We start from the raw sequence: 26,116 nt of genomic DNA, 5'->3' as shown, positions 1-26,116 counted from the left end.
GCGCGAGGCGGAGTGGCGGGGGTGCGTCCCCGGACTCACGCCTCGCCCCGGCCGGTGAGTGGCGTCAGCAGTTGCTGTTCGTCTGCGTCAGCAGACCGAGCCTGTAGGGAAGTTGTGAGTAGGCCCCGGACGCCGCCGGATCCAGCCCCTGGTACAGGAACTGAAGCCGGCACGGGTCGATCTCCATGGTCTGGTCGATGCCGTCGCGGACCATCTCACCGTGGCTGATGTCCTTGGACCACGCCGTCCCGTCCCCGAAGGTCACATTGGTGGACCGTGCGAAGGGGTTGGCCTCCGTGTCGGCCAGCGGTGTCCATTGACCGTCGAGTCCATGCGCCGTCCATGAGCGGAAGTAGCGTCGCCCGTCGTTGCCGATGGCCTCGACGAGCAGAAGATACTGATCGGCCGTGCCCTTGATCTTGTAGACGTTGCTCGCCTCGAAGAGCGAGAACTTGCTGTCCTGAAGGACGATCTTCGTGTTGCCGAACCCGTTCGGGAAGTCCTTGACCGTGGTCTCCGAGCGGTACAGGTGTCCGTTGTCGTCGGAGGAGAAGAGATAGCACTTCTCCTCGTCGCAGACGGTCCAGAAGTCGACCCAGTAACCGTTGCCGATGTTGTCCTTGATGACCTGTGGCATGGAGTCCTGGAAGTTCTTCGGAGCGCTCCAGGAGGTGGGGTCGTCGATGTTCTTCGTCGTCGAGTACGACGGCAGGCCCGTCTGGTACACGAGGTACCACTTCTTCTGCGGAGCGAAGTAGAAGGCCTGCGGCGCCGCGCGGTAGCCCTTGCCGATCGCCGTGGTGTCCAGCGGGGTCTGGTGCGCCGCCCCGGCCTTCGACCAGTCGTCGAAGCTTGTCTGGACGAGGCTCCAGCCGCCGGAGGTGTCGGCGGTCGTGGCGAAGACGTGCCACGTTCCCTTGTAGCGGACGACCGACGGGTCCTTCACGGAGACGACGGGGTGCGAGGCGTCCGGCTGAGGGGCGATCAGCGGGCCCGTCGACGACCACTGGAAGGTGCTGGTGAGCCGCCCTTGTCCGTCGGCCGTGGCGGCGGGCGCCGTACCGAGCACGGCGACCAGGGCGGCCACCGCCGCCGCGACACTGGACAGGCGTGTGCGGATACGCATCTCAGTCCTCCTGCGCGGCCGCGGCGAGGGCGTCGTGGATCGCGTCGTACGCCGGCTTGTGCCGCAGGTTCTCGTCCCACGGCAGTGCGGCGCCCTCGCCCTGGAAGACCGACGGGATCCACGAGTGCCGGTCGGTGTAGCCCCACACCGTGATGCCGACGCAGCGCCGCACGGCCAGGCAGGCGTCGGTCACCTTCCCGTACCAGTCGGCCTGCTCGGCCAGCTTGGCCGGGTCGGAAGGCAGGATCATGCGGATGTCGAGCTCGGTGATGGCGACGTCGACACCGAGGTCGGCGAACCGCTGGATGTTCTGCTGGAGCCGGTCGGGAAATCCGTACTGGAGCGCGAGGTGGGCCTGCATGCCGAAGCCGTCGATCGGGACGCCATCGGCCTTGAGCTGCTTGATGAGCGCGTAGTAGGCGTCCGACTTGGGTCCGATGGCCTCGACGTTGTAGTCGTTCAGGTAGAGCTTGACGCCGGGGTCGGCGGCGCGGGCCCAGCGCAGGGCGTCGGCGATGTAGGACGGGCCGATGGTCTTGTAGAAGATGTTCTGGCGGTACGTGCCGTCCTCGTTCATGATCTCGTTGGCGACGTCCCAGGCGAAGACCTTGCCGCGGTAGTGCTTCACGACGTTCGTGATGTGGTTCTTGAGGATCGAACGCAGTTCGTCCTTGGTCCAGGTGCCGGAGGTGAGCCAGCTCGGCAGCTGGTTGTGCCACAGCAGGGTGTGACCGCGCACCTTGAGGCGCTCGGCTTTCGCGTAGTTCACGATCTCGTCGCCCGCGGTGTAGTCGAAGACGCCGCGCTGCGGTTCGGTGGCGTACCACTTCATGCCGTTGCCGGGCGTCGTCTGACCGAACTCCTTGCCGAGCAGATCGGCGAACTCGGTGTCGGCGAGCTCCGGGTTGTCGACGGCGGAGCCGAAATAGCGCCCGGTCTCACGGGCGAGCTCGTGCAGCGTCTTCGTCTTCTTCGCGCCGTCGGTGCCGGCCTGGGCGGCCGGGGCGACGGCGAGGCCGAGCAGCAGGGCGGCCGACGCGGCGAGCGCGGCGGATCCGAAGCGCAAACGGCGTGCGGGTGTGCTCATGGTGCCTCTCCTCAACTCAGGTAAGGGGTAGCGGGGTTGCCTGGCGCGGGGCTGCTCCGTGGGGTCACTTGACGCGGAGCTCGCAGCGCATCCTGCGGTCGTGGCCGACCTCGCGCACCGGACCCGTGAGGGTGAGCGGCACGGTGTGGTGGACGTGTTCGCTGGACGCGGCGACCCGCAGCTCGAGGGCGCCGGGTTCGACGACGCGGCGGCCGTCGGCGCCGGTGTACGCGGCGAGGTCGGCTGGGAAGGTTGCGTGCACTTCGGCCGACGCTCCGGCATCGAGCGTGACGCGGGCGTAGCCGACCAGCCGGACCTCGGGCCGGGCGACGGTACCGACGGGGTCGTGGAGGTAGAGCTGGACGACCTCGGTGCCGGGCCGACTGCCGGTGTTGCGGACGGTGAGGCGCAGGGTGGTCTCGCCGTCTGTGGGCAGTTCGGGGGTGTCGCACCGGGGCGCGTCCCAGGCGAACGTCGTGTAGGACAGGCCGTGGCCGAACGGGTACAGGGGGGTCGGGTCCACGGTGCTGGGGAAGCCGTGCCGGCCGAGCGGCGGGGCCAGGTACGGGGCGGGCTGGCCGCCGGGCGTGCGGGGCACCCCGATGGGCAGGCGCCCGGACGGGTCGACGCGCCCGGACAGGGCACCCGCGACGGCGGTGCCGCCCTCCTGCCCGGGGAAGAACGCCTGGACGACCGCTGCTGCCCGGTCGGCCCAGCGGCCGAGCGCATACGGCCTGCCGCTGAGCACGACGATGACGACCGGCACGCCGGAGGCCATCGCCTCGTCCAGCAGCTCTCCCTGCCCGTACGGCAGTTCCAGGTCCTCGGCGTCGCATCCCTCACCCGACGAGCCGCGTCCGAACAGACCCGAGCGGTCGCCGACGACAACGACGCAGACATCGGCGGCAGCCGGGTCCTCGCCGAGGACGGTGCCCGGCAGTTCGGCTCGGAGCGCCTCGGCGAGCGTGGGCACCTCGACGCCGGTCGGCAGGTCGGGGTGGTGGACGCCCACATGCCGGGGGAAGGTGTAGCAGCCGAGCATGGCCGCCTGCTCGTCGGCGAGCGGACCGAGGAGCGCGATGCGCAGCCCGTCGCTCAGCGGCAGCACCCCGGAGTCGTTGGCGAGCAGGACGACCGACTCCTCGGCCACCTTCTGCGCCAGCTCTCGCATGTGCGGGGGGTTCAGGTCGACGGGCGTGTCGCCCGTGACCGGTTCCCAGTCGGCGTCGAGCAGCCCCAGTTCGCACTTCTGGGTGAGGACGCGCAGCACCGCCCGGTCGAGCAGTTCCTCGGGCAGCGGATCCGCCGGGCTGAAGCAGCGGGCCGCCGGCAGTTCCACGTCGACACCGGCCGCCAGCGCGATGCGCGCCGCCGCGCCCTCGCCGTCGGCGATGCGGTGGGCCTCGTCGAGCAGTGAGACGCCGTAGTAGTCCGAGACCACGGTCCCCGCGAACCCCCACTGATCACGCAGGAGTTGGGTGAGCAGGCCGGCGTGGGCGTGGGCGGGCAGGCCGTCGATGTCGTTGTAGGCGGGCATCACGGAGCGGGCACCGCCCTCGCGCACCGCCATCTCGAACGGCGGCAGGATCACATCGGCGAGCTCACGCGGGCCGATCGAGGCGGGGGCGTGGTTGCGCGCGGCGCGCGAGGCCGAGTATGCGGCGAAGTGCTTCAGTGTGGCGACGACACCCGCGGCCTCAAGTCCCCGTACGTATGCGGTGCCGATGGTGCCGACCAGGTACGGGTCCTCGCCGATGGATTCCTCGGTGCGGCCCCAGCGGGCGTCGCGTACGACGTCGAGGACCGGGGCGAGTCCCTGATGGATGCCGACCGCGCGCATCGACGTACCGATGGCCTGGGCCATTTCCATGATCAGCGCGGGGTCGAAGGTGGCGCCCCAGGCGAGCGGCGTCGGGAAGACGGTGGCCTGCCAGGCGGTGAAGCCGGTCAGGCACTCCTCGTGGGCGATGGCAGGCAGGGCGAAACGGTTGCCCGCGCGGATGGTGCGCTGCAGCTCCGCGAGGCGGGCCGCACCCTCGGCCGGTTCGACGGGCACGGTGCCGAACGGCCGGGTGAGGTGGCCGAGCCCGTACGGGAGCAGCGCGTCGAGGGCGGCGCTGCGGGAGGCGTAGGTGTGCTGGCCGGGGGCGACGTCGGCGCCTTCGGTGTCGGCGCCGATCCATACGCTGGACAGCTGGGCGGTCTTCTCCTCGGTGGTCATACGGGCGAGCAGGTCCGCCGCCCGGGTGTGCGCGGGCAGGGTGGTGTCCTGCCATGGCTCGACCATGGAACTCCTCAAGCTCACTGGAAGGTAGGGATGTTGACGGGTGAGGGCGCTGTCAGCCCTTGGTCGCGCCCATCGTGATGCCGCCGATCAACTGCCGTTCGGCCACCGCGTAGAAGCCGAGCGCGGGCACCATGGCCAGGACGAGGTACGCGAAGACGCGGGCGATGTCGGCGGCGTACTGGCCTTGGAACTGCTGGACGCCCACGGGGATCGTCCACCAGGTGGGTTCGCTGAAGACGAGCAGCGGGAGCAGGAAGTTGTTCCAGCTGCCGACGATGGCGAGGACGGAGACGGTGCCGAGCGCGGGCCGCGCCATCGGCAGCAGGATCCGCCAGAAGAAGCCGAACGGAGAGCAGCCGTCGAGCGTGGCGGCCTCCTCCAGTTCGCCGGGGATCTCCCGGAAGAAGCCGCGCAGGATGACGATGGTCATGGGCAGACCGAACGCGGCCTGCGGCAGGATCACGCCCCACGGGTTGTCGAGCAGCCCGAAGGTGCGCAGCAGGATGAACAAGGGCAGGATCGCCACGGCGAACGGGAACATCAGCCCGATGGTGAAGAGAGTGAACATCAACTCCCTTCCCTTGAAAGCGAATCGGGCAAGCGCGAACGCCGCGAGCGCGGAGGCGCCGACGGTGAGGACCGTGGTGCCGACGGCGACCAGTGTGGACGAGCCGAGCATCCGCCAGAACGAGCTGTCGGCCAGGATGTCCGTGTAGTTGGACACGACCCAGGGCGAGGGCAGCCCGAAGGCGTTCTGGGAGAGCTGGTCGGTGGACTTGAAGCCGGACACCAGCGCGTACAGGAGCGGGGTGACCATGACCACGCCGACCAGCCACACGATGACGTACAGCGGTGTGGAGCGCAGCCGCCGGCGGGCTGCGGGTGTCAGGCCGCTCATCGGTTGCCTCGCATGGTGGTGAGGGCTCCTTCGGTGTCACGGCGCAGCACGAGCCGCTGGTAGGCGAGGGCGAAGACGAGGCTGATGAGGAACATGGCGATGCTGATCGCGCTGGCGTAGCCGATCTGGTAGCGCTTGAAGCCGAACTGGAAGAGGGTGACGGCCATCGTCTCGGAGTTGTGGTCGGGGCCGCCCTGGGTGGTGACCCACACCAGGTCGAAGAGCTGGATGGCGCCGATCACGGACAGGAAGACGCTGATGCGGATGGTCGGTCCGAGCAGCGGCAGGGTGATGTTGCGGAAGCGCTGCCAGGGACCTGCGCCGTCGATCCGGGCCGCCTCGTGCAGTTCGGCGGGGATGCCCTGCAGGCCGGCCAGGTACAGCATCATGTGGAAGCCGAAGTACTTCCACATCATGACGAGGAAGAGGGTGGGCAGCACCCAGTCCTGGTCGGCGAACCAGAGACCGCCGAGGCTGTCGAGGCCGATCGAGCCGAGCACCTTGTCGGCGAGTCCGTCGTCCGGCGCGAAGATCATGGAGAACAGGACGCCGGTGATGACCTCGGACAGGACGTACGGGGCGAAGAACAGCATCCGGTAGACGGCACGGCCACGCAGCTTCTGGTTGAGCAGGACGGCCATGGCGAGCGCGAACGGAAGCTGCAGGCCGACGGAGAACACGACCAGGAGCAGGCCGCGCCACAGGTCGCCGAGGAAGACCGGGTCGTCGAACAAGCGGGTGTAGTTGTCGGTGCCGGCGAAGTCCGACGGCGCTCCGAATCCACCCCAGTTGAAGAAGCTGACGTAGAACGCGTAGAGGATGGGCGTGAGGACGAACAGGGCGAACAGAACGAGGGCCGGCACCGTGAACGAGAAGGCGGTCAGCCAGTCCCGGACCCGCCGCACCAGCGGGCGCCGGTTCTGCGCCGGGGCCGCCGGTTCCTTGGCGAGAGCGGGCGGCGCGTCGTTGATCTGGGTCGAGGTCATCGTGGGCTACTGGCTCTTGGCGACCTGCGTGATGGAACGCGCCACTTGCTCGGGGGACTTGGCGCCGGCGATGAGGGCGGCGACCGAGTCGTTGATCTCCTGGCCCACGGCGGGCGGGTACGCCTGGTCGAGGTAGAGCTGGAAGCCGGTCGCCTTGTCCAGGGCGGCGGAGACGAGCTTGAGGTTGGGGTCGGTGAGGGAGCCGGTGGCGTCCTTCACGACGGGCATCATCGAGCCCTTGGACACAAGGATCTTGTCGGATTCGGCCGACAGGAAGAACTTCAGGAAGTCGACGGCCGCCTTGGGCGCGCCCTTGCGCACGGCGTAGCCGCCGCCTCCGCCGAAGATGTCGGTGGCGGCGCCCTTGCCTCCCGCCACGGTCGGGAAGGTGAAGAACCCGAGGTCCTTGCCGATGCCCTTGCCCGCGTCGGCCTGCACGACGGGCGCCCACTGGCCCATCAGCTCCATCGCGGCCTTGCCGTTGCCCATGGCCGCGGCCTCGCCGTTGGGCGTGGAGTACGCGGCGCCGAGGAAGCCCTTCTGGAACGGCTGCAGGGCGATGAGCTCCTTGAGGCGTTCTCCGGCCTTGACGAAGTCGTCGCCGGTGAAGTCCTTGGTGTCGGCGGCCTTCTGCATGCCGTCGACACCGGCGATGCGCATCGCCAGGTAGGCCCAGAAGTACATGCCCGGCCACTTCTCCTTGCCCGCCAGGGCGATGGGCGTGATCCCGGCGCTCTGCAGCTTCTTCACGGCATCCAGGTAGTCATCCCAGGTGGCGGGCGGGGACGTGATGCCGGCCTGCTTGAAGAGCGCCTTGTTGTACCAGAAGCCGACGCCGCCGATGTCGAAGGGCATCGCGTAGGACTTGCCGTCGAACTCGTAGGCCTTTGCGGAGACCCCGACGAGGGTGCCGGCCATGGGCTTGACGGTGTCGGTGAGGTCCTCGACGAGGCCGGCGTCGATCTGCTGCTTCAGAACGCCGCCACCCCACGTGTGGTAGATGTCCGGAAGCTTTCCGGAACTGGTCAGCGCCGTCATCTTCGACTTGTAGGCATCGTTCTCCAGCGTGACGAGCTTGATGTGCACGTCGGGGTGCTCGGCCTCGAACGCCTTGGCCCGCTCGGGCCAGACGCTCTTGGAGGGCTCGGTGGTCTGGATGTTCCACCACTCCACGACGGTACGGCCCTTGCTGTCGGTGGTGCCGGAGTCGGAGTCGGAGCAGGCGGACAGACCGGCCGCGCCCAGGCCCACCGCTGTCGCGGTCCCCAGGAACCTGCGACGGGAGAAGGCAGATGACGCGGCGCTGGAGGCGATTGCAGCGGCTCTGTCGAAGGTTGACATGGCGCACCTTCCGGAAGTGGGTCCGAAACTATCGGGACATGGCCACGAAAGTTACGGGCACGCGTCGGGGGTGTCAACGGCCTTAACAAAAAGGCCCGTCAACACCCCCGGAGTGTCTTCCTCCGCTACGCCCGGCGCGGCGGCGCGGTACTCGCGCGGACCACCAGCTCGGTGGCGACTTCCACGCGTGGTGACGCGGGTACGACGGACCGGGCCAGGTCCAGTACGACCCGTGCCGCCAGCTTGCCCATGTCGGACAGCGGCTGGCGGACCGTCGTCAGAGGCGGCGACGCCCAGCGCATCTCCGGCAGATCGTCGAAACCGACGACGCTCATGTCCTCGGGCACACGCAGGCCTCGGCGGCGCAGTGCCTCCATCGCGCCGAGCGCCATCTGATCACTGGCCGCGAACACGGCGGTCGGCGGGTCGTCCAGGGCGAGCAGCTGGTTGCAGCCGGTGAACCCGGACTCGTGGTAGAAGTCGCCGGGCACGATCAGCTCGCCGTCGACCGGTACTCCGGCGACGTCGAGCGCGGCCCGGTAGCCGTCGAGCCTGGCCCGTGAGCACATCAGGCGGGACGGACCCTCGATGAAGCCGATCCTGCGGTGTCCGAGACCCAGCAGGTGTTCGGTCGCGGCCATGCCGCCCGCCCAGTTGGTGGCGCCGATGGTCGGTTCCTCCGACGCGGGCGAGCCGGCCGGGTCGATCACCACCAGCGGCACGCCCAGACGCCGCAGTTCGTCGTGGAGTGTCGGTTCCAGGACGGAGGTCACCAGAATCACTCCGTCGGACGCGCGGGCTCGTAGATTCGTCATCCACTGCCGGGCCGCGCCCGCCCGGTTGTGGATCGCGGAGACCACCGTCCCCACACCCGACTCGTGCGTGACCTCTTCGACCCCGCGGATGATCTCCACGGCCCAGGGGCTGTCCAGGTCGTTGAAGACCAGGTCGAGCAGGACCGCCCGGGCCCCGGGCGCGGGCGGGCGGCGCCGGTAGCCGTGCCGGTGCAGCAGGTCCTCGACCCTCGCCCGGGTGGCCGGCGACACGTCCGAACGTCCGTTGACGACCCGCGAGACGGTCGGCACGGAGACCCCGGCCTCCCGCGCGATCTCGGTGATCGTCACCTTGGCCGGCCCGTCCGAGCTCCGCGTGGCTGTCCTGCGCTGGGTGCCGTCCCGGGCCACCGTCCCCACCTCCGTAGCGCTGCGTCCGGAAAGTTTCCGCACATCTTCCGGAAAGCGTAGAACATGCCACCGACCTGCTCACCGTCGCGGCAGCGTCCGTCCGGCCCGTCGAACGTGGGAGCTCGAACCTACGCCTGCCCGCCGTCCAGCACCGAGTGCAGCCAGGCAAGTTGCCGCCGCGTATGCGTGGCGTCCCCGTGCTCGTGCCCATTGAACGGATACGCGTGGATCTCCCGCGCGGGATCCTGCCCGGTCAGCTCGCCGTAGCGGTGGTATGCGGCGTACGCGCCACTGGGCGGGCAGACCGTGTCGCGCAGGCCGACCCCGAAGTGGGCGGGAGCGTACGCCCGGCGAGCGAAGGAGATCCCCTCGACGTACGCCAGCGTCCGGTACGCGGCCTTCTCGGCGCCCCGGTGCACGGCCAGATAGGCGGCGACCTCTCCGTAGGGCCCGTCGTCGGTGAGGTCCAGGGCGCGCCGGATGCCACACAGCAGCGGCGCGCTGACCAGCACGGCCGCCAGGTCCGGGACGAGTCCGGCGACGGCGAGGGCCACTCCCCCACCCTGACTGTTGCCGACGGCGGCGACCCGGTCCGCGGCGACTCCGGGCAGCACGCGCAGCGCGGCGACGGCGCACACCGCGTCGGTGATCAGCCGCCGGTAGTGGTGGTCGTGCGGGTCGAGGATGCCGCGCACGATGGCGCCGGGGCCACCGGGCGCGCTCGCGTGCGGGTCGGGGGTGGCACCGCCGTTGCCGTACTGGTCGCCCTGTCCGCGGTTGTCCATGAGCAGATGTGCGTATCCGGCGTTCGCCCAGGTGAGCCGCTCGTGCGGGAGGCCGCGTCCGCGCCCGTACCCGGCGAACTCCGCGACGGCGGGCAAGAGCCGACCGTCCGTGCCGGCAGGCCGCGTGTACCAGGCTCTGACCGGGTCGCCGGCGAATCCGCGGAACGTGACGTCCCATGTCTCGACGAGCCGCAGCCCGCTGTCGATCCTTTCGGCGCTGACGACCGGCTGCGGATGCTCGGCGCCTTTCAGGGTGGTCTGCCAGAAGGTGTCGAAGTCGGCGGGTTCGTCGAGGGGTGGGCGGTGACGTTTGAGCTGATCGAGAGACAGATCGACGGCGGGCACGGACACCTCACACGGGTCTGGGGAGCCAACTCCCTCACGCGCGGCACCCATTGCCGGCGGTTCGGGTGCGGCTCTGGGTTGCGGCGACGTTACCGGAAAAATTCTCAAGAGTCCTTGGTCACGCTGGTCGCGGATGCGCACGGGGTGCGTCGTTTCGGCGGGCTGGAGCGGCGGGCTTCGGGGGTGCCGCGCTGTTTGCGCGGCGGTGACTCGCCGGCCGGCAGCCTGGTACGTGGCGACCCGCCTGGACGAGGCGGCCCGGACGAGGTGGCGCGCCGGGTCCTCGACCGACACGGGCTCGGCGGCCCGTTGTCGCACACGCCCCGTCGAGACCGCACACCGGGTCACGCGGGACGGCATACGCCCGCTCTGCCTTCTCACTTACGACTCGCCCCGCTGGGCGTCGCACCTCCTTCAACTGCGGTAGCCGAGGCTTCAGTGGATTCGCCTGCCGTGCGCGTCCGGCACCCCGGACTTGCGCAGGAAGTAGCTGTTGATCTGGTCCCGCCATTCGCGGGCGCAGCGCAGCTGCTCCTCGTACAACTCGGTCACCCGGGTGTGCCGGGCGGGCGTGACCAGACCGGCGAGCGCGGCCCAGGCCTCGCGGGCGGCCTCGACCTCCTCGACTCCCTCGAAATGGGTGTCGTAGATGTGCTGCACGACGGTCTTGCCGCTGTGCAGCACATGGCTGTACGGCACATGGTGGAAGAAGAGCAGCAGCTCGTCGGGGCAGCTCTCCACCCGCTCGTACGTGTCCGCCCACGGCTTCGCGTACTGCGCCGCGTATCCAGTGCCGGTGGCCCGGCTGCGGTCGACGCCGATGCCGTCGCGGTCGGCGAAGTGGTACGTCCCCCAAGGGCTGTACTCGTAGCCGTCGACGCACGGCCCGTAGTGGTGTCCGGGCTGCACCATGAAGCCGACGCCGAGGGGCGCAGTGTACTTCTCGTACGTGGCCCAGGAACCGTGCAGCACCGCCCGCAGCCCCGAGCGCAACCGCTCGGGGTCCCCCGTGCGATCCGGCGTGAACGTCAACTCCGTCCACTCTTCCAGAAGTTGATATGGATCAGCCATCGGATCCCAGGCGAGGCGGCCATAGGTGTAGAGGTTGGCCTGGGCAAGGGGGTGGCCGGTCCAGAAGGGGTCGTCACCGACGTTCGCCACCGCCACCAGTCCGCCGCCGGCAGCCAGTTGGCCGACGGTGGGGCCGCCCTCCCCCTCCGGCCGGAAGGCGAGTGCCTCGGACCACATCGGCGCGAGCGCGCACACGTGCCGCTGCTGGCCCGTGTACTCCTGGGTGACCTGCAACTCGACGGCGACGCGGGTGCGGGACAGGGCGCCGATCACGGGCGAGACGGGTTCGCGTACCTGGAAGTCCATCGGCCCGTGCTTGACCTGAAGGATGACGTTGTCCGCGAACTGGCCGTCCAGCGGGGCGAAATGGTCGTACGCGGCGCGTGCCCGGTCCGTCGAGCGGTCGCGCCAGTCCTGTCGGTGGTCATAGACGAAGGCCCGCCAGTGGACGGTGCCGCCGTGCGGGGCGAGCGCGTCGGCCAGGAGGTTCGCGCCGTCGGCGTGGCTGCGCCCGTAGGCGAACGGGCCCGGCTGCCCCTCCGAATCGGCCTTGACGACGAAGCCACCGAAGTCGGGGACCCGCGCGTAGACCCGGTCGGCCGCCGCGCGCCACCACGCACGCACACCCTCGTCGAGCGGATCGGCGGAGTCGAGATCGCCGAGCAGGAGGGGTGCGGCGAAGTTCACCGAGAGGTGGGTTCGGATGCCGTACGGCCGCAACGCCTCCGCGATGGCGGCCACTTCGTCGAACCGTTCAGTGAGCAGGCGGGTCTCGGTCGCGTGGACGTTGACGTTGTTGACCGCGAGCGCGTTGATGCCGCAGGAGGCGAGCAGCCTTGCGTATGCGCGGATCCTGGAGATGTCACCTCGCGCCCGTCCGTCCCGCCAGAACAGCGAGCCGCCTGCATAGCCTCGTTCGACCTGCCCCATCACGGGGTGCACGTCGACGTTGTCCCAGTGGTCCAGCATGCGCAGGGTGAGAGCGGGGCGGTGGATCTCGTCGGGGCCTGCCGTGAACGCGGCCTCGCCGATCCGTACGACATGGAAGAAGCCGTAAAGGAGCCCGGCCGGGGCGGCGGCGGTGACGGTGGTGTTCCGCGCGGTCCGTGTCAGCGTGAACCCCTCGGGACCTTGGTCACCGTCGGCGGCCACCTTCAGCAGCAGGTCGCACGCCCCCTCATCCGCGTCATCGGTGCCACCGAACACCCGGCCGGCACGGCCGACTTCGGCCCGTACGGTGTCGACGAGCATGCCTTCGCCACGCACGCACACCCGCCGTGTCCCCACGCCGCGCAGTGCCTCGTCGGGCAACCAGGCGGGGTCGATTCCGTCGGTGGTCATGACGCCGCCACCTGAAGGGTCATGATGCCGAGGGCGCCCTCGACGGCTCCGGGCTTGCTGCTGGTCATGTCGGGCGGATCCTTCCGGTACGTACGGCGTCGAAGGCGAGGACGGTGCTGCACCGCAAGTTCGGCGGTGCGGGGTGCAGCAGTGGGGCCGGCCCGCGACGCCCTGCACCGACACGGTCGTATCTCCATGCGGAGTGGTGTCAGCCCTGGGGCGGGCCCCGATCCAGGACCACGGTGACGACCGAGCGGGCCGGGAGCTTCGCCGTCAGGTGTCCGTGTGCGACCTGTGCGAGTCCCTCCACCGCCGTCGTGTCGTGATCGCCGTCTGTGACGTATCCGGTCACCCGCTGTCCCTTCGCGGCCTTCAGAGCCATGTCCGTCGTCGTGGACTGGGTACCGGTGTTGATGAGGACGGCCACGCCTGTCCCGTCCGTGTTCCGGTACGCCGACGCGAGCACCGCCTCGTCGCCGGAGGAGGCATTCACGCGCACTGCGCCGGGACGGATGAACCGGCTGAACGCGGTCATCGCCCGCAGCCGTGTGGAGACCATGTAGCTGTCTCCGTCCATACGGATGAGCGCGCCGGTGTCGCCGATCGAGGCGCCGAGCCAGAAGAGGTAGGCGGAGGCGTCAGCCTGGGCGAGGGCGTTGTGGATGTTCTCGGCCACGTACAGTCCGGCCGCGTTCGTGCCGTCGTCCCACTTGCTCGGCCAGACGCCGCTGCCGGCCCACTCCGACATCCACGCCGGCTTGGCACTGTCGATCAGCGGGCTGGTGGCGGCGGAGGCATAGCCGTGTGCGCTGTACGCGGCCACCTCCTTCTCGGCGGCCGGGTCGGCCGCGATGGCGGCCGCGTACGCCTTCCCCTGGTTCCAGCCGAAGCTGTCGCAGCAGTACAGCTTGGTGCCGGGGGCCTCGGCGCGCAGCACCGGGCCGATCGCCTTGACCGCATCGGCGGCCTGTGCGGGGGTGAAGAGCATGGAGGCGTACGACGCTTTCCAGTCGGGCTCGTTGGTGAAGTTCAGGTCGGTGATGCGGATGCCCTCCTGCTTGTAGAACTTCACGTACTGGGCGAGGTACTTGCCGTAGGCGGTGCGCCAGTCGCCGGTTGCACAGTCGGTGCCGACGACTCCGCACAGGGTGCCGCCGTTCGAGTCGGAGTTGTTGTCCTTCATGTACGCGGGGGCGCTCCACGCATCCGCGATGAACCGCTTCACCCCGTACTTCCGGGCCTCCTTGGCGAGCCAGACCTGACCGCCGTCGTTTCCGTCCCAGGTGTACGTCAGCGGATCGTCGGGGCTCGCGGGCGCGTTCGGGGCGATGGTCCGCATGTGGTCGTACACCTCGTCCGTGGACGAGCCGACGCCGAGGCGCAGCATGCTCAGGCCCGCGCCGTTCTCCCGTGAGAAGAGCAGCTTGACGATCTCGTCGCCCTTCTCGGCAGACAGGCCCTTCAGGCCGTGGATGACGGCGGCGCGCTGGAAGGCCTGCGAGACGCCGAAGCCGTCGATGCGCTGGTTTCGTGCCGAGAAGTCGATGCTTCCGGGCGCGGTGCCGGCGCTTGCCGGGGGGCCGGCCAAGGTGAGCGCGGCCGAGGCCAGCGTCAGGGCGGAGGCGAGCAGGGTGAGGCGGCGGGGTGTGAGCTTCGACGGCATCCATGTGCTCCCGTAGTCCGGTGGACCTGTGGTCCCAGAGGTGCATGCGGTGCGGTTGGCCGGTACGTGTGCGTCGTGCTCCAGGTACGGTCGCCAGCGGCGAGCAATCTGTCAAGGCGCTTAACAAATTCGACCCGAGGCCGGGAATGCCCTTGCCCGACGGACAGCCCGGCGGACAGGATGTGCGCGCTGACGCAAAAAAAAAGGGGGCCTCGATGGACCAGGAGAGGCAAGCGGCAAGGCGCCGGCCCTGGAGCCCGACCGCGACTACACCGACCCGATGGCCGCGGCCGCACAGACATCTTCGCCATCGCCTCCGCACAACGGCCCGCACCATGGCCCCATCAGTTCCCCCGGGGTGCGCCCCGGCCGTGCTCACCGTCGGCGCCGTGGACCGCGACGCCACGGGCGGGACGGGCGGGGGTGGGCGCCGACACCGCAGCCCTTCTCCAGCCGCGGCCCGCCCTCACCGCGCGCCCCTCCCGGGAGCGGGCTCCTGCCGGAAGGGCCAGAACCTGTCACAGCCGGCCGCGGACGGCGCCGACAGCACCCAGCCGCCCGAGCTCGAGCCGGTGAACGCGTCCGCGATCATCCACGACAGCCAAGGCCGGTATGAGGGGCAGCTGCGGCAGGACGCCGCAGCGCTGCGGGACCGTTCGAGGTGGGCCGCGATGGCGGTAAGAACATGCTGGACGTGAGCCTTCGCTCGCTGCGACAGCAGTTCGACATGCCGGTCCCTGACCAGGCGCGCCATCGACGTGCGTCAGGCTGGTTCCGCTTGTGTCCTGGACGGCACGACGACGACTGGGAGGTGTGCGTGATGCACGACCTCGGTGCTGGTGGAACCCAGGGTGAGGCGTCCCCACGCTCCAGAGCCTCTGCTGCCCACGACCAGAAGGCAGGCGTCCGCGCTCGCCTCCAGCAGGACCTGCGCGGGACGACCCGGCTCCACCTTGATCTCCACCTCGACGGGAGAGCCGCCCAACTCCTGCCTGGCCTCTTCCACCGTGTGTGCAATGGACTCGTAGGTGGCGTCCCGTATCTGCGTGTCCAGATCGTAGGAATCCGGCACGGTCAGCCAGCCGGACACAGTCGCCCTGGTGACGGTGAAATCGTATGCGCACACGGCACGCACGCTGGTACTGCGCAGCTGTGCCTCATGCAGGGCGAAGCGCATGGCGAATTCGGAAGCTCCTGAGCCATCGGTTCCCACCACGACGGGTGCATGGCCGGTGGGCTGCGTCATGGAATGCCTTCCTTTCAGTTGGCCCTACGGGCCACCAGCGCGGTGATGTCGTCCCTCATGAGCAGACGCGCACCGCAGGGCGAGGCCACCGCCGCGTAGATCTCCCCGCCCACCAGCGGGTCTTCCTCCAACCTGGTCACCGAAGGAGGGAAGCGGCCGGTATGCCGGTAGTGCGGTGATGACCAGGACCACCCACACGACGGCGCACAACGTCTCGCGCAGCGTGCCGACCGCAGCCGCCGGCGCGGGCAACATGACCACGAGCGGAATGAGTGTCACCGTTTGCGTTGCCCTCAGCCTTCCGCGCGTCTTGGCAAACGCGGCCCTGGCATGCGGCCACACCCGCCGACGGAACACCTTTCCACGGTCCCGCCGAAGGCCCCTCCGTGCAAGTTTCTTCGCTGCCTGGATGCCGCATCGAGGTCTGGTTGGTTCAGGCGAGTTCCAGGTCCTCGGGCCGCCCCCGCAGCTGCACGGCCTGGCGCAGGCCCACGATCTGCGGCATCCATGGGTGCCGGCGCGGGAGGTCAGCGCGCCGCAGCGGTGTGAGTAGCTCGTACGGGCAATCGGCTGGCTGGGAGACCACGCGAGGCGCCGGGCGACACGCGACACCGTAGCCCTCCATGGGGCACGGCGAGTGGTTCGTCGTCACGCGTGGGAGGGAGGGCTGCGGGTCCAGAGGCTGATGCGCGCTCTGCTGCCGCGCACCGGCCCATCTCAGTGAAACTCGGCGTTGTGGGGCACAAAGCGCCGAGGATCGTGGGGAATATGCGTTCATCGGCCCCACGTACGTCGGGCCCCTTACCGACCAGTGGTGGAGTGGTGATGAGGCGTATCCGCCTGGCCGCAGTGTGGACGGCCGCGCTGGTGACGATCGCTGTCGCGAGTGGCTGTTCCAGTAGTGACGGCGGTTCCTCGTCATCGGCGACACCGTCGAGTACGGCCACGAGCAGCGCGCCGGGTCGGAGCGCAGGCCCGTACGGAGCGGCGAGCAGTGCGCCGACCGGTGCGCAGGCCATGGTGAAGACCGCCTCGGCCGGCAAGCTCGGCACGATTCTGGTCGACGGGAAGGGCCGTACCCTGTACCTGTTCGAGGCGGACAAATCGACAACCTCGACCTGCACAGGGCCGTGCGCAGCGGCTTGGCCGCCGCTGCTGACCTCCGGGGCGCCCTCGGTCGGCGGCTCGGCGAAGTCCAGCCTGCTGGGAACGTCGAAGCGGTCCGACGGCAAGACGCAGGTCACCTACCACGGGCACCCGCTGTACAGCTACGCGGGAGACTCCAAGCCGGGCGACACGAACGGCCAGGCGCTCGACCAGTTCGGTGCCGAGTGGTACGTACTGGGCGTCAGTGGCAACAAGGTGGACCTGAGCTGACCCGGCGACGACCGCACGATGGGTCAGCCGACGTGGCAGCCGGAACCGATCGTCGAGCCCCCCGGCGGCACTCTCCCGCCCGGGCTGCCGCCGTCGCGCTGGGCGTTGCCGTGCCGGTGTGTGTGGCGGTGGCTGTCTGGGTGACCGGCAGGCACCACAGCCCGCAGTACACGACGGGTCTGTTCGGCGCGCACGGCGCCGCAGCGGTCACCCTCAAGGCCCGCCTCGGCAGCGCCCTCTTCGCCCTCGCGCTCGTCCAACTTCTGCTGGCCCTGTGGATGTACGGCCGGCTCCCCGGCCTCGCAGCGGCGCCCCGCCACGTCCGCACCTCGCACCGCATCCTGGGATGGGCCGCCTTCCTGCTGTCGGTACCGATCGCCTACCACTGCGTCCGTACCTATGGCGTGGAAACGACGAACACCCGGGTCTTCCTCCACTCGGCAGCCGGCTGCGCGCTGTACGGGGCCTTCGTCGCCAAGGTCCTCGTGGTGCGCAGCCGCCGCCTGCCCGGCTGGACGCTCCCCGCCGCCGGAAGCCTCCTGTTCGGCCTCATCGGACTGCTGTGGTACTCGGCCGCGCTGTGGGCCCTCAACGGATTCAGCGCTCCCGGCCTGTAGCCACCGCCAGAGCGGCAACGACGCTGCCGAGGGTTCAGGCCACGTCCGAGCCCCGCAGCAACAGTTGCGCCACGGCGATGCCCGCCACGATGATCGCCGCCCGAAACGGCCACCGGCTCCGGATGTCCGACGGCACCGCCGTCCCCGCGACCGCGACGGCCCCGGCCAACGCCGCCAGTACCCCGCTCAACCCGCCCACCGCTCCGGGCGGGCCTGCGACAAGCACACCCATGGCTGTCAGCATCACGAACGGGGCCAGCCACCGGCAGGTTCCACGGCCCAGCCGCTGTGGCAGCCCGCGGACACCGGTCCCGAGATCGTCCTCGATGTCCGGAAGCGCGTTGACCAGGTGCGCCCCCACACCCAGCAGCGCCCCGGCCGTCACCGCCCACCAGGCAGGCCACGACCGCGACGGCATACCAAGGGTGACGAAGGCCGGCAGCGATCCGAAGGCCACGGCGTAGGGCAGCGGCGAGAGCACCGTGTGCTTGAACACCAGGTTGTAGGCCCAGCCGAAAGCCACCATGCCCAGATGCGCCACTGCGGCGGCGGCGCCGCTCAGCAGCGACAGCGGTACGCACAGCCCCAGAGCAGTCCCGGCCGCGACAGCCGCCGCCCGAGGCGGGAGTTCACCGGTGGCCACCGGCTTGTCGCGGCGTTTGCAGACCGTGTCGCGCTGGGCGTCGACCGCGTCGTTGCACCAGCCGACCGAGAGCTGGCCGGCCAGCACGGCCGCGGCCACCGCTACAGAGCCCGCCGCCCCGCGGTCCGCTGCCACGGCGAGCGCGGTCACGAACACCGTCACCGCGACCGCCGGCTCCAGGTGGCAGGAGCGCAGCAACGCCGGGATCCGGCGTGTCGTGGACGTAAGGGCATGGGGTGCGTGTAGAGACACACAGGGAAGTTACGGGAGAAACCGGCAACAGGAGGCATTACCGGCATGCGTGTCACTGCGATTGTCGACGACGCCCTTCCGCTGCCCACCGCGCCGTCCCGAACACCTCCGCTCGGCCCGGCGACCGCGGTCACAGCGATCCGCACCGCGCTCCCGCCGTATCGGTACGCCCAGGACGACCTCACTGAGGCCATCGGTGACCTGTGCCTGCCCGCCGGGGCCGATCGCGCCTTGCTGCGCCGCCTCCACGCATCCGCCGGTGTGCGCACACGCCATCTCGCCCTGCCGATCGAGCGGTACCCCGACCTCGGCGACTTCGGGCAGAGCAACGACGCGTGGATGGCCGCCGGACTTGAACTGGGCGAGGAAGCCCTCGTCGGCGCACTGCAGGAGGCCGGGCTCGAACCGGCCGACGTGGATCTGCTGGTGTGCACCTCCATCACCGGCATCGCCGCTCCCTCGCTCGACGCCCGGCTGGCCGGTCGCCTGGGGCTGCGGCCCGACGTCAAACGACTCCCGGTGTTCGGCCTGGGGTGCGTGGCGGGCGCGGCAGGACTCGCCCGGCTGCACGACTACCTGCGAGGGCACCCCGCCGACACCGCTGTACTCCTCAGCATCGAACTGTGCTCACTGACCCTTCAGCGGCACGACGACTCCCGCGCCAACCTCGTCGCCGGCGCCCTGTTCGGTGATGGCGCGGCAGCGCTCGTGGCGCGCGGCTCGGGCAGCGCCGGGCCGGACGGGGCCGGACCCTTCGTGGTCGCCACACGCAGCCACCTGTATCCGGACACCGAACAGCTCCTGGGGTGGGACATCGGCCCCACCGGCTTCCGCGTCGTGATCGACGCCGGTGTTCCCGACATCGTCCGGGGCCACTTCGGCCGGCACCTGCGTGCCTTCCTGGCCGACCACGGCCTCACCACGGACGACATCGGAAGCTGGGTATGCCACCCAGGAGGCCCCAAGGTGCTCTCCACCATGGCCGACACCCTCGACCTGCCCTGTGACGCGCTGAACACCGCCTGGCACTCGCTCGCAACGGTGGGGAACATGTCCTCCGCCTCAGTGCTTCACATCCTCCAAAAGACCTGGGAGTCGAATCGACCGGAGCCCGGCACGTGGGGGCTGCTCCTGGCGATGGGGCCGGGGTTTTGTTCCGAAGTCGTCCTGCTGCGCTGGTGAGTGATCTCATGCCCTGGTACACGTTTCTCGTCCTGGCCGTCACGGCCGAGCGCATCGCCGAACTCGTCGTCGCTCGGCGCAACGCCATCTGGACCCTTTCTCGCGCCGGTGTGGAGCACGGCCGCGGTCATTACCCGGTCATGGTCGTGCTGCACACGGGTCTGCTCGCCTGCTGCCTTGCCGAATGTGCGCTCGCCCACCGGCCGTTCCTGCCCGCTCTCGGGTGGCCCATGCTGGCGCTCGTGATCATGGCGCAGGCGCTGCGCTGGTGGTGCATCAGCACTCTGGGGCCGTACTGGAACACACGGGTCATCGTCGTTCCCGGAGCACGCCTGGTCGGAGCCGGGCCCTACCGGTTCCTACGTCACCCCAACTACCTGGCTGTCGTCGTGGAGATCGCCGCCCTGCCACTGGTCCACTGCGCCTGGCTGACCGCCGCCGCGTTCACCGCGGCCAATGCACTGCTGCTCGCCGTCCGTATCCGCTGCGAGAACACCGCCCTCGCCTCGGCGGTGCCCGCGTGAGCGGCGGCCACGACCTGCTGATCGTCGGAGGCGGTCCAGCCGGTCTCGCGACCGCACTGCACGCCGTGCGCGCCGGTCTCGACACCCTTGTGGCTGAGCCACGTCGGACACCGGTCGACAAGGCGTGCGGCGAGGGCCTGATGCCCGGCGCCGTCCGAGCCCTCGGCGCGCTCGGCCTGGAGGTCCCCGGCCACCCGATCACCGGCATCCGCTACATCCAGGGCCACCGCCAGGTGCAGGCCGCGTTTCGGCATGGCCCCGGCCGCGGCGTGCGCCGCACCAACCTGCACAGTGCCCTGCACCAAGCCGTCGTGGACGCAGGTGTATCCGTACTGCCCCTGCAGGTGAGGGAAGTACGACAGGACACGACGAGCGTGACCGTACCCGGTACGGGCCTGCGCGCACGGTGGCTGGTCGCCGCCGACGGACTCCACTCACCGTTGCGCCGTTCGCTCGGCCTGGAGGTGAAGACCAGCGCCGCAGCCAGATACGGCCTGCGCCGCCACTACGCGGTGCCTCCCTGGTCCTCCTACGTCGAAGTGCACTGGGGACCCTACGCAGAGGCGTACGTGACTCCGCTCGGCCCCGCACTCGTCGGCGTCGCCCTGCTGACGACCCGGCGAGCGCCCTTCAGCACCCAACTCGAGAGCTTCCCCGAACTGGCGGCCCGCCTCCCCTCCGAGAGGGCCGTCACCGCAGTACGCGGCGCGGGACCGCTGCGCCAGCGGGCCCGCACCCGCACCCACGGACGGGTACTGCTCGTCGGCGACGCCGCTGGATACACCGACGCGCTGACCGGTGAGGGCATCTCTCTCGCCCTCACCGGTGCCGAAGCCCTGGTCGCCAACCTGCGCCGCGGCACACCCAGCCGGTACGAGACCGACTGGTGCCGCGCGACCCGCCAGCACCGGCTCCTGACCGACCTCCTGGTGCGGGCACGCCAGCAACCGGCACTGGCTTCACGCATCATGCCCACCGCCGCACGCCTGCCCCGCCTCTTCGCAGCAGCGGTGAACGCGCTGGCCTGACCGGACGCAAGAGGCCGGACGGCGGTGTCACCGTGCTGGGCCGCGCATCGCCCGCCCGGCCTATGAGGGTGCTGGCGACCTGCGATCCGGACGCTCCCAGCCGGGCCCGCCTCCGCGAGCGACCTCTTAAGCCGGCCGGCCGGTGGAGCGACGCTCCTGCACATGGGCGTAGGCCATCAAGCCGAAGAGGGCGGCGAGCAGGACGGCGGACGATCCCGCGGTGCCGAGATCAAGGCCGCCCTTGGCAGTCGGCTTGGTGAGCAAGTCGCCGGCGGTGGCACCCAGCGGACGGGTGAGGACGAACGCGATCCAGAACAACAGCACGTTCGGCACCGCGGGCACCTGCATCAGCGCTACGAGCACGGCGAGCATCCCCGTCACGAGCAGCGCGCCGCCGGCGTAGCCGAGGCCGGAACTGTCGGAGAGGAAGTCGCCCATGGAAGTGCCGAGAGTGTTGGACACGAGGATCGCCGACCAGAAGAGGGCCTCGCCCTTGAAGGTGACGATGTCGCGGATCTGGAACGTCGTCCCGCTCAGCTTCCAGGCGAGGAAGATCGCCAGGAGGATCGAGATGAGAAGGGCCGCTCCGGTGGGATATCCGAGGCCGAGGCCCTGCGGGCCCCAGCCCAGCTTCGCGACGCCGCCCGAGAGGTACTCGGAGCTGGCGTCGCGGTTCATGAAGTCGGACATCGTGGTGCCTGCCATGCTCGTCGACAAGATCACGGCCCAGTAGAAGAACGGGTTGTAGCGGCTGGATCGCAGCTGCACCACCAGCGTCACCACGAAGATCACGAACAGTGAGATCGTGGTGAGGAAGTAGCCCAGCTTCAGGGTCTGCGCGAAGAGGTCGCCCGCCGTCTCGCCCAGGGTCGTCGCGGCGATCTTCATGACCCAGAACGCCAGCGTGACTTCGGGCAGCTTCTTCATCACCGACTTGGTCGTACTCGACGTGCCCGCCACGTCGAGGTCGGTGAGGACCTCCGAATTCTCCAACTGGAACGTCTCCTGTCCGGTCGAATGCGAGCGCCCTGTCAGATGAGTCGGCAGCCCGCGGCAGCTGAGTCCTCGACCGTGTCACAGAGAGTTCGAACGCATCCTGAACGCGGGCTGTTCGGCAGGTCGGGCCGCGTGTCGAACTGCCTGCTCCGGCTCGGGAACCTCCTTGCGTCACACCGACCGTCAGCGCGACGCGGCAGGCCGCGACGCGCGGACTGCACCCGGGCGCCCTGTCGCCGCTACGACTGGGTACGTGACCCAGTACTCACGTACGAATCGATCGGCTTCCACCACCGAACCGCTCAGCGCGCGCAGGCAAAAGGGCCCCGACTTCTGCCAGCCGGAGCCCCTCCAGACGGCTTGAAGAGCACGAACGGCGTGGGCATCCGTGTGAGCACCGCGCCCTGCTCCGACACATCCGCGCGGGCCACCGAAGCGGCCGGTGCCGAGCCGCTCCGAGGAGCTCTCGCCGACCTGGACACCCTCGCCGGCGTCGCCCGGACCGACGGGATGATCCACCTGGCGTTCGCCGACGACTTCAGCAGCCCCGACGCCCTCGCAAAGGGGATCGCGGAGGAGAGTGCCGCCCTCGCGGCCATCGGCGAGAAACACATCGGCAGCGACCGTCCCTTCGTCACTGTCTCGGGTACGCCCTCCGTGTCCGGCCGCGTATCCGTCGATGCCGACCCGGTGCCGGCCGACGGGGTCCGTCGGGTGTCGCGGTCGCGCGATCATGGCCGTCCTGGGACTGTCTTCGCGCGCGGTGCGGAGCGCGACCGTACGCCTGCCGCGCACCGTGCACAACCAGGGCAAGGGCGGGTTCGCCGGCCAACTGACTGACGTCGCACGGCGGACCGGTGTGTCCGGTTACCCGGGCGACAGCGCACAGCGCTGGTCGGCCGTGCACGCGCTCGACGCGGCGGTTCTGGGCTGGGAGCCGAAGCACCCCAGCCTCCTGGAAGACCTGGAGAACATCCAGCCCTGACCGGCGAGGGGAAGACCTGAGGGGCCGGCTGACGACTGCGCGCACCGGCAGCGCAGGATCCTCACGTTCCGCACTTGCTACCGACCGTCCGGGCCCACATGATCGCCGCCGACCGACCCCACTGGCTGTACCAGGTGCCCTCGGCCGGCACACAGCGCCCGGAATGCTCGGACACGTGGACCGCCTTCTCCGGCAGGACCTCGCTACGGGTCGGGCAGTCGTCCGGGCCCGCGTCGGGTCAGGGAAGGAAGGCATGCATGGCCGTAGCCGACGCGGTCCGCAATCCTCGTTCGGGCGATCATGATCGAGTCATAGTTCGAGGCCGACAAGACCTCGCCGTTCAGCCGACTTGGTAGTCGAACCAGATGCGATGCGTGCCGTCAGCGTCAACGGCCAACCCTCCGGCCCCGGAGATCCCGGCCAGCTCGCCGGTGCCGCTTGAAGGCACGATGGTGAAGAACTCCGCTGTACGGTCGCTGCCGGATGTTGTCGCCGAGTGCACGAAATTGAAGGACCCCTGCCGTCCCTGCAGCGAGCCTTCGAACGACTCCATGGCCACGTAGGTGCCGACGCCAGTCGACTGGTCGAACGCGGCAGTGAACAGGGTCGCCGAGCGTCCCACGACCTCTCCCTCGAAGTGTTTCTCCATGGTCGCGACCCCTACCGGCAGCCCGGTGGACACGGCAGGCTCGGGCTTCAGCTCAGTCGGGACGAACGCCTTGACGGTGAAAGTTGCCGTAGCTCTCATGCACCGACCGTACCGAGACGGTCTGACAAACGCGGTTGGATCATCGACAACGCGGACGTCGCGAGGCAGACACCTTGAAGAACAGGCTCAGGCGCTGGGCCGCACTCGACTCGGGGCTGCGGCCAGCCCTCATAGCACCTTACGGGCGTGCCACTGCGTCCACGCTTCGCCCTCTCTCCCCCGTGCGCAGGTAGGTGGGGACCCACCGGCGTGGCCGGTTGACCCAGGCCACCGAGAGCGGAGAACGACGCCCACCCGGAACCCCACGAGCAGCAATCCGGCGACAACGGCTGCCGCGGAGGGCCCCTAGATCAGTCGCTGGCCGACACCGGCGATGACGAACATTCCAGGCCCAGGAGTTCTGGGTGTCCACCGAAGTGGCGCGTTCAAAGGCGGGGACTCGGGCGGTGTCCGCGTGCTGCATCGGCCGATCCGCAGTCCGGCACGTGCACTCAGGGATGAGGCCACGCTGTCCGGCTCGCCACCCCGAGCACCTCACTTGGCGAGGGGCTTCAGCGGGAGTGCTCTGCTCTACTACCTGCAGGTGTGGGAGCGACTCGTCCGGCGCTTGGTCGGTCTGGGGCTCGTCCGGTCGGTACCGGGAGGAGTTGTTCCGGCGTGATCTCGAGGCCCGGGACAGCCTGGACCGCCTTGCCTCGAAGCTCCCCGGCACGCGCGTCGGCGGACTGCAGTCGGCGATGAACGAGCTGGACCGGATCTTCCGCGCGCACACCGAGCCGGGGAGCGACGCGGAGACGGAGCGGTGGTGGTGGCACCGGAGGTTGGGACGAGTCCCCTGGTGAGCGACTGCGAGCGAGAGCGTCGGGGCTCGCAAATCCCTGGACGTCAGGGCGCCCGACCTCCTCTCTCTCGAGCGGGGGCAGCCTGGGCGGGGCTGCCGAAAGAACGAGGAGTACCGCAACGGCGGCCGCGGATGCGGCGAGGTCTACGACACACGAGCACAGCGTCACCGGGACCGACATCAGCCCCCGCGCCACCGCCCGCGCTGCCGCGAGACCGCCCGCCGGAGCCTGAGCCTGCGCACGGCCGTCGCCAACATGCGCCGCCTCCCGTCCAACTCCTTCCAGCGGACGGAGGATGACGCGTCCAGGTCCGTCGGACCACCGACTGGGGCAGACGGCCCCGGACCGGCTCGCCGACCTTGCAGCGGAGGCCGGGGTCGTCGACCCCGCATGGCGGATGCCGCGGGAGACCGGCTTCTTCCAACCGCTACTTGTGGGCCGCCCTGGTGAGTAGGTGATGCTGCCCGGCATGGGACGGCAGGTGTCAGGCCGCCTTCACGGGTTCCTCGGCCCGAGATGCGTCTCGTGAGACTGATCGGCGGTGGATTCGACGATCAGGCCCGGCGCCGGTTTACGTGCGTTCGGCCTCGACGGCGCTCTTGGGGCTGCGGCCGCTCTCGCTGAAGCGAAGAGCGGTTCGGAACTGTTCAGCCGCGGGCCGAGGCAGGCTGCCAGTGCGCGCGTAGCCCCTCAGCTGCCGCGCCGGCTTGGGCCGTGCCCGCCTGGTAGGCCGCCTTCCACGCTTCGTGGTCGCTGTGCTCGGCGTCCAGGAGGCGCACCGCGGCCGGATCGGGGGCCAGGATGTGGGCGCCGTCAGTCGTGGGGTGTGGGTGGCGGTGGGCGAGCGGGTCGACCACCACCACAGTGCGGGCATCACCCGCCAGGTCGGTGTTGGTGCCGGCTCGCAAGGCGCCGTCCAGGTAGCGGCGGCCCTTGATGGCGACAGGGGGCTCGATACCGGGGAAAGCGCTGGACGCGGCGACCGCGTGAACCAGTGGGACGCCCGCGGCGGCGTCCCACACGATGGGTTCGCCGCTCTCGGCGTCAACGGCCGGGATCAGCAGCGGGCGTCGCGGCCAGTCGTCGGCGGCGATCAGGGCTGCGCGCTGGGCGATCAACTGGTTCTCCGCTTCCGCGTCGACAGTTCCCAGAGCGATGCGGCCCACCCGGCGACGGGCATCGGCAGGGTCCACGCCCGGGTCACCGAGGACGGCGAACACCGCGCCCATCACTGCCGGGTCGGGGTGGCGCGGCCTGGACGAGGCGTCGGCGGAGTGCCGGACGGGGACGGTGGCGAGGCGGGCGGGGTCCTGACCGGTGGCGAGGACTGCGCCGACGATCGCCCCGGCCGAGGTGCCCACGATGAGGTCGGCATCACCCAGCTCGACCCCGAAGCCGCGTAGGCCTGCTGTCAGGCCGGCCGTCCATGCGGTGCCAAGTCGCCCGCCGGGCCCCAGGACCAGTGCCCGGTCGAGGTCGTGCATGCCGTCGGTCATCATGACTCTCCGCCCGTTGTTGAAACACCTGTGCTAGATACTTGCACGGCGTTATCGCACGAGAGGACAGAGCGCTTTGGGACGGCCTTCCGATCCTGGTCCGTG

At 69.8% G+C, this 26,116-nt stretch carries 23 protein-coding genes; 7 read left to right on the top strand and 16 right to left on the bottom strand.

Translation table 11 applies throughout. From position 1 onward, the window contains the following. Window positions 1-64: 64 nt before the first annotated feature. From ACZ67Q_RS36700 to ACZ67Q_RS36645, 12 genes are all read right to left on the bottom strand, one after another. Window positions 65-1,126 carry a glycoside hydrolase family 62 protein gene (locus ACZ67Q_RS36700; protein ID WP_471191077.1) on the bottom strand — a complete coding sequence of 354 codons (1,062 nt, stop codon included), beginning with the start codon at window positions 1,124-1,126 and terminating at the stop codon, window positions 65-67. 1 nt (window position 1,127) lies between these two features. After that, window positions 1,128-2,213: an endo-1,4-beta-xylanase gene (locus ACZ67Q_RS36695; RefSeq protein WP_471191074.1), complete on the bottom strand. Its 1,086-nt coding sequence runs from the start codon at window positions 2,211-2,213 to the stop codon at window positions 1,128-1,130. A gap of 64 nt (window positions 2,214-2,277) precedes the next feature. Continuing rightward, window positions 2,278-4,500: a beta-xylosidase/alpha-l-arabinosidase gene (locus ACZ67Q_RS36690; RefSeq protein WP_471191072.1), complete on the bottom strand. Its 2,223-nt coding sequence runs from the start codon at window positions 4,498-4,500 to the stop codon at window positions 2,278-2,280. Window positions 4,501-4,552: 52 nt separating this feature from the next. Next, on the bottom strand, window positions 4,553-5,398 hold the full coding sequence (locus tag ACZ67Q_RS36685; protein ID WP_471191069.1) for a carbohydrate ABC transporter permease: 846 nt from the start codon (window positions 5,396-5,398) through the stop codon (window positions 4,553-4,555). After that, entirely contained in the window at window positions 5,395-6,384 is a 990-nt protein-coding gene (locus tag ACZ67Q_RS36680; protein WP_471191066.1) for a carbohydrate ABC transporter permease, read from the bottom strand. Before ACZ67Q_RS36680 ends, ACZ67Q_RS36685 begins: the two co-directional genes overlap by 4 nt. Window positions 6,385-6,390: 6 nt before the next feature. Next, window positions 6,391-7,725, bottom strand: coding sequence for an extracellular solute-binding protein (locus tag ACZ67Q_RS36675; protein WP_471191063.1), 1,335 nt, complete (start codon window positions 7,723-7,725; stop codon window positions 6,391-6,393). A gap of 125 nt (window positions 7,726-7,850) precedes the next feature. Next, a complete protein-coding gene (locus tag ACZ67Q_RS36670; RefSeq protein WP_471191060.1) occupies window positions 7,851-8,909 on the bottom strand; it encodes a LacI family DNA-binding transcriptional regulator in 1,059 nt (352 codons plus the stop codon). Window positions 8,910-9,037: 128 nt separating this feature from the next. Further along, window positions 9,038-10,039, bottom strand: coding sequence for an acetylxylan esterase (locus tag ACZ67Q_RS36665; protein WP_471191057.1), 1,002 nt, complete (start codon window positions 10,037-10,039; stop codon window positions 9,038-9,040). A 435-nt stretch (window positions 10,040-10,474) separates the two neighbouring features. Then, window positions 10,475-12,451 (bottom strand): alpha-glucuronidase, encoded by a 1,977-nt coding sequence (locus ACZ67Q_RS36660; RefSeq protein WP_471191054.1) that lies wholly within the window; start codon window positions 12,449-12,451, stop codon window positions 10,475-10,477. Window positions 12,452-12,659: 208 nt separating this feature from the next. Next, a complete protein-coding gene (locus ACZ67Q_RS36655) occupies window positions 12,660-14,114 on the bottom strand; it encodes a glycoside hydrolase family 30 protein (RefSeq protein ID WP_471191051.1) in 1,455 nt (484 codons plus the stop codon). A gap of 763 nt (window positions 14,115-14,877) precedes the next feature. Continuing rightward, window positions 14,878-15,360: a universal stress protein gene (locus ACZ67Q_RS36650; RefSeq protein ID WP_471191048.1), complete on the bottom strand. Its 483-nt coding sequence runs from the start codon at window positions 15,358-15,360 to the stop codon at window positions 14,878-14,880. A 14-nt stretch (window positions 15,361-15,374) separates the two neighbouring features. Then, window positions 15,375-15,500, bottom strand: a complete 126-nt coding sequence (locus ACZ67Q_RS36645) for a hypothetical protein (RefSeq protein ID WP_471191045.1) — start codon at window positions 15,498-15,500, stop codon at window positions 15,375-15,377. Between the two features lie 877 nt (window positions 15,501-16,377). On the opposite strand from ACZ67Q_RS36645, the gene ACZ67Q_RS36640 reads away from it, so the two are divergent. Both ACZ67Q_RS36640 and ACZ67Q_RS36635 read left to right on the top strand, forming a co-directional pair. Continuing rightward, window positions 16,378-16,737 carry a COG4315 family predicted lipoprotein gene (locus ACZ67Q_RS36640; protein ID WP_471191042.1) on the top strand — a complete coding sequence of 120 codons (360 nt, stop codon included), beginning with the start codon at window positions 16,378-16,380 and terminating at the stop codon, window positions 16,735-16,737. A gap of 98 nt (window positions 16,738-16,835) precedes the next feature. Beyond that, on the top strand, window positions 16,836-17,354 hold the full coding sequence (locus ACZ67Q_RS36635; protein WP_471191211.1) for a DUF6529 family protein: 519 nt from the start codon (window positions 16,836-16,838) through the stop codon (window positions 17,352-17,354). 34 nt (window positions 17,355-17,388) lie between these two features. On the opposite strand, the gene ACZ67Q_RS36630 is transcribed toward ACZ67Q_RS36635, so the two are convergent. Continuing rightward, window positions 17,389-18,159: a UbiA family prenyltransferase gene (locus ACZ67Q_RS36630; protein ID WP_471191039.1), complete on the bottom strand. Its 771-nt coding sequence runs from the start codon at window positions 18,157-18,159 to the stop codon at window positions 17,389-17,391. 135 nt (window positions 18,160-18,294) lie between these two features. On the opposite strand from ACZ67Q_RS36630, the gene ACZ67Q_RS36625 reads away from it, so the two are divergent. The 3 genes from ACZ67Q_RS36625 to ACZ67Q_RS36615 are packed head-to-tail and all read left to right on the top strand — an operon-like array spanning window position 18,295 to window position 20,983. Further along, window positions 18,295-19,431 (top strand): type III polyketide synthase, encoded by a 1,137-nt coding sequence (locus ACZ67Q_RS36625; RefSeq protein WP_471191036.1) that lies wholly within the window; start codon window positions 18,295-18,297, stop codon window positions 19,429-19,431. Window positions 19,432-19,439: 8 nt separating this feature from the next. Next, window positions 19,440-19,955, top strand: a complete 516-nt coding sequence (locus tag ACZ67Q_RS36620; protein WP_471191208.1) for an isoprenylcysteine carboxyl methyltransferase family protein — start codon at window positions 19,440-19,442, stop codon at window positions 19,953-19,955. After that, a complete protein-coding gene (locus ACZ67Q_RS36615) occupies window positions 19,952-20,983 on the top strand; it encodes an NAD(P)/FAD-dependent oxidoreductase (RefSeq protein ID WP_471191033.1) in 1,032 nt (343 codons plus the stop codon). The genes ACZ67Q_RS36620 and ACZ67Q_RS36615 overlap by 4 nt, the downstream gene beginning before the upstream one ends. Window positions 20,984-21,109: 126 nt before the next feature. Here ACZ67Q_RS36615 and ACZ67Q_RS36610 read toward each other — a convergent pair whose 3' ends face one another. Then, complete coding sequence (locus ACZ67Q_RS36610) at window positions 21,110-21,976, bottom strand: COG4705 family protein (protein ID WP_471191030.1); 867 nt, start codon at window positions 21,974-21,976, stop codon at window positions 21,110-21,112. 736 nt (window positions 21,977-22,712) lie between these two features. Between ACZ67Q_RS36610 and ACZ67Q_RS36605 the strand changes: the two genes are divergently transcribed. Next, window positions 22,713-22,964 carry a hypothetical protein gene (locus tag ACZ67Q_RS36605; protein WP_471191027.1) on the top strand — a complete coding sequence of 84 codons (252 nt, stop codon included), beginning with the start codon at window positions 22,713-22,715 and terminating at the stop codon, window positions 22,962-22,964. Between the two features lie 340 nt (window positions 22,965-23,304). Here the strand turns inward: ACZ67Q_RS36605 and ACZ67Q_RS36600 are convergent, their stop codons facing one another. After that, a complete protein-coding gene (locus ACZ67Q_RS36600) occupies window positions 23,305-23,712 on the bottom strand; it encodes a DUF3224 domain-containing protein (protein ID WP_471191025.1) in 408 nt (135 codons plus the stop codon). Between the two features lie 608 nt (window positions 23,713-24,320). Here ACZ67Q_RS36600 and ACZ67Q_RS36595 point away from each other — a divergent pair. After that, window positions 24,321-24,515: a hypothetical protein gene (locus ACZ67Q_RS36595; protein WP_471191022.1), complete on the top strand. Its 195-nt coding sequence runs from the start codon at window positions 24,321-24,323 to the stop codon at window positions 24,513-24,515. A 647-nt stretch (window positions 24,516-25,162) separates the two neighbouring features. Here ACZ67Q_RS36595 and ACZ67Q_RS36590 read toward each other — a convergent pair. After that, on the bottom strand, window positions 25,163-26,011 hold the full coding sequence (locus ACZ67Q_RS36590) for a patatin-like phospholipase family protein (RefSeq protein WP_471191019.1): 849 nt from the start codon (window positions 26,009-26,011) through the stop codon (window positions 25,163-25,165). Between the last annotated feature and the right edge of the window lie 105 nt (window positions 26,012-26,116).

Source organism: Streptomyces sp. NPDC036813 (assembly GCF_055609245.1).
This window is presented reverse-complemented; position numbering and strand designations above follow the sequence as displayed.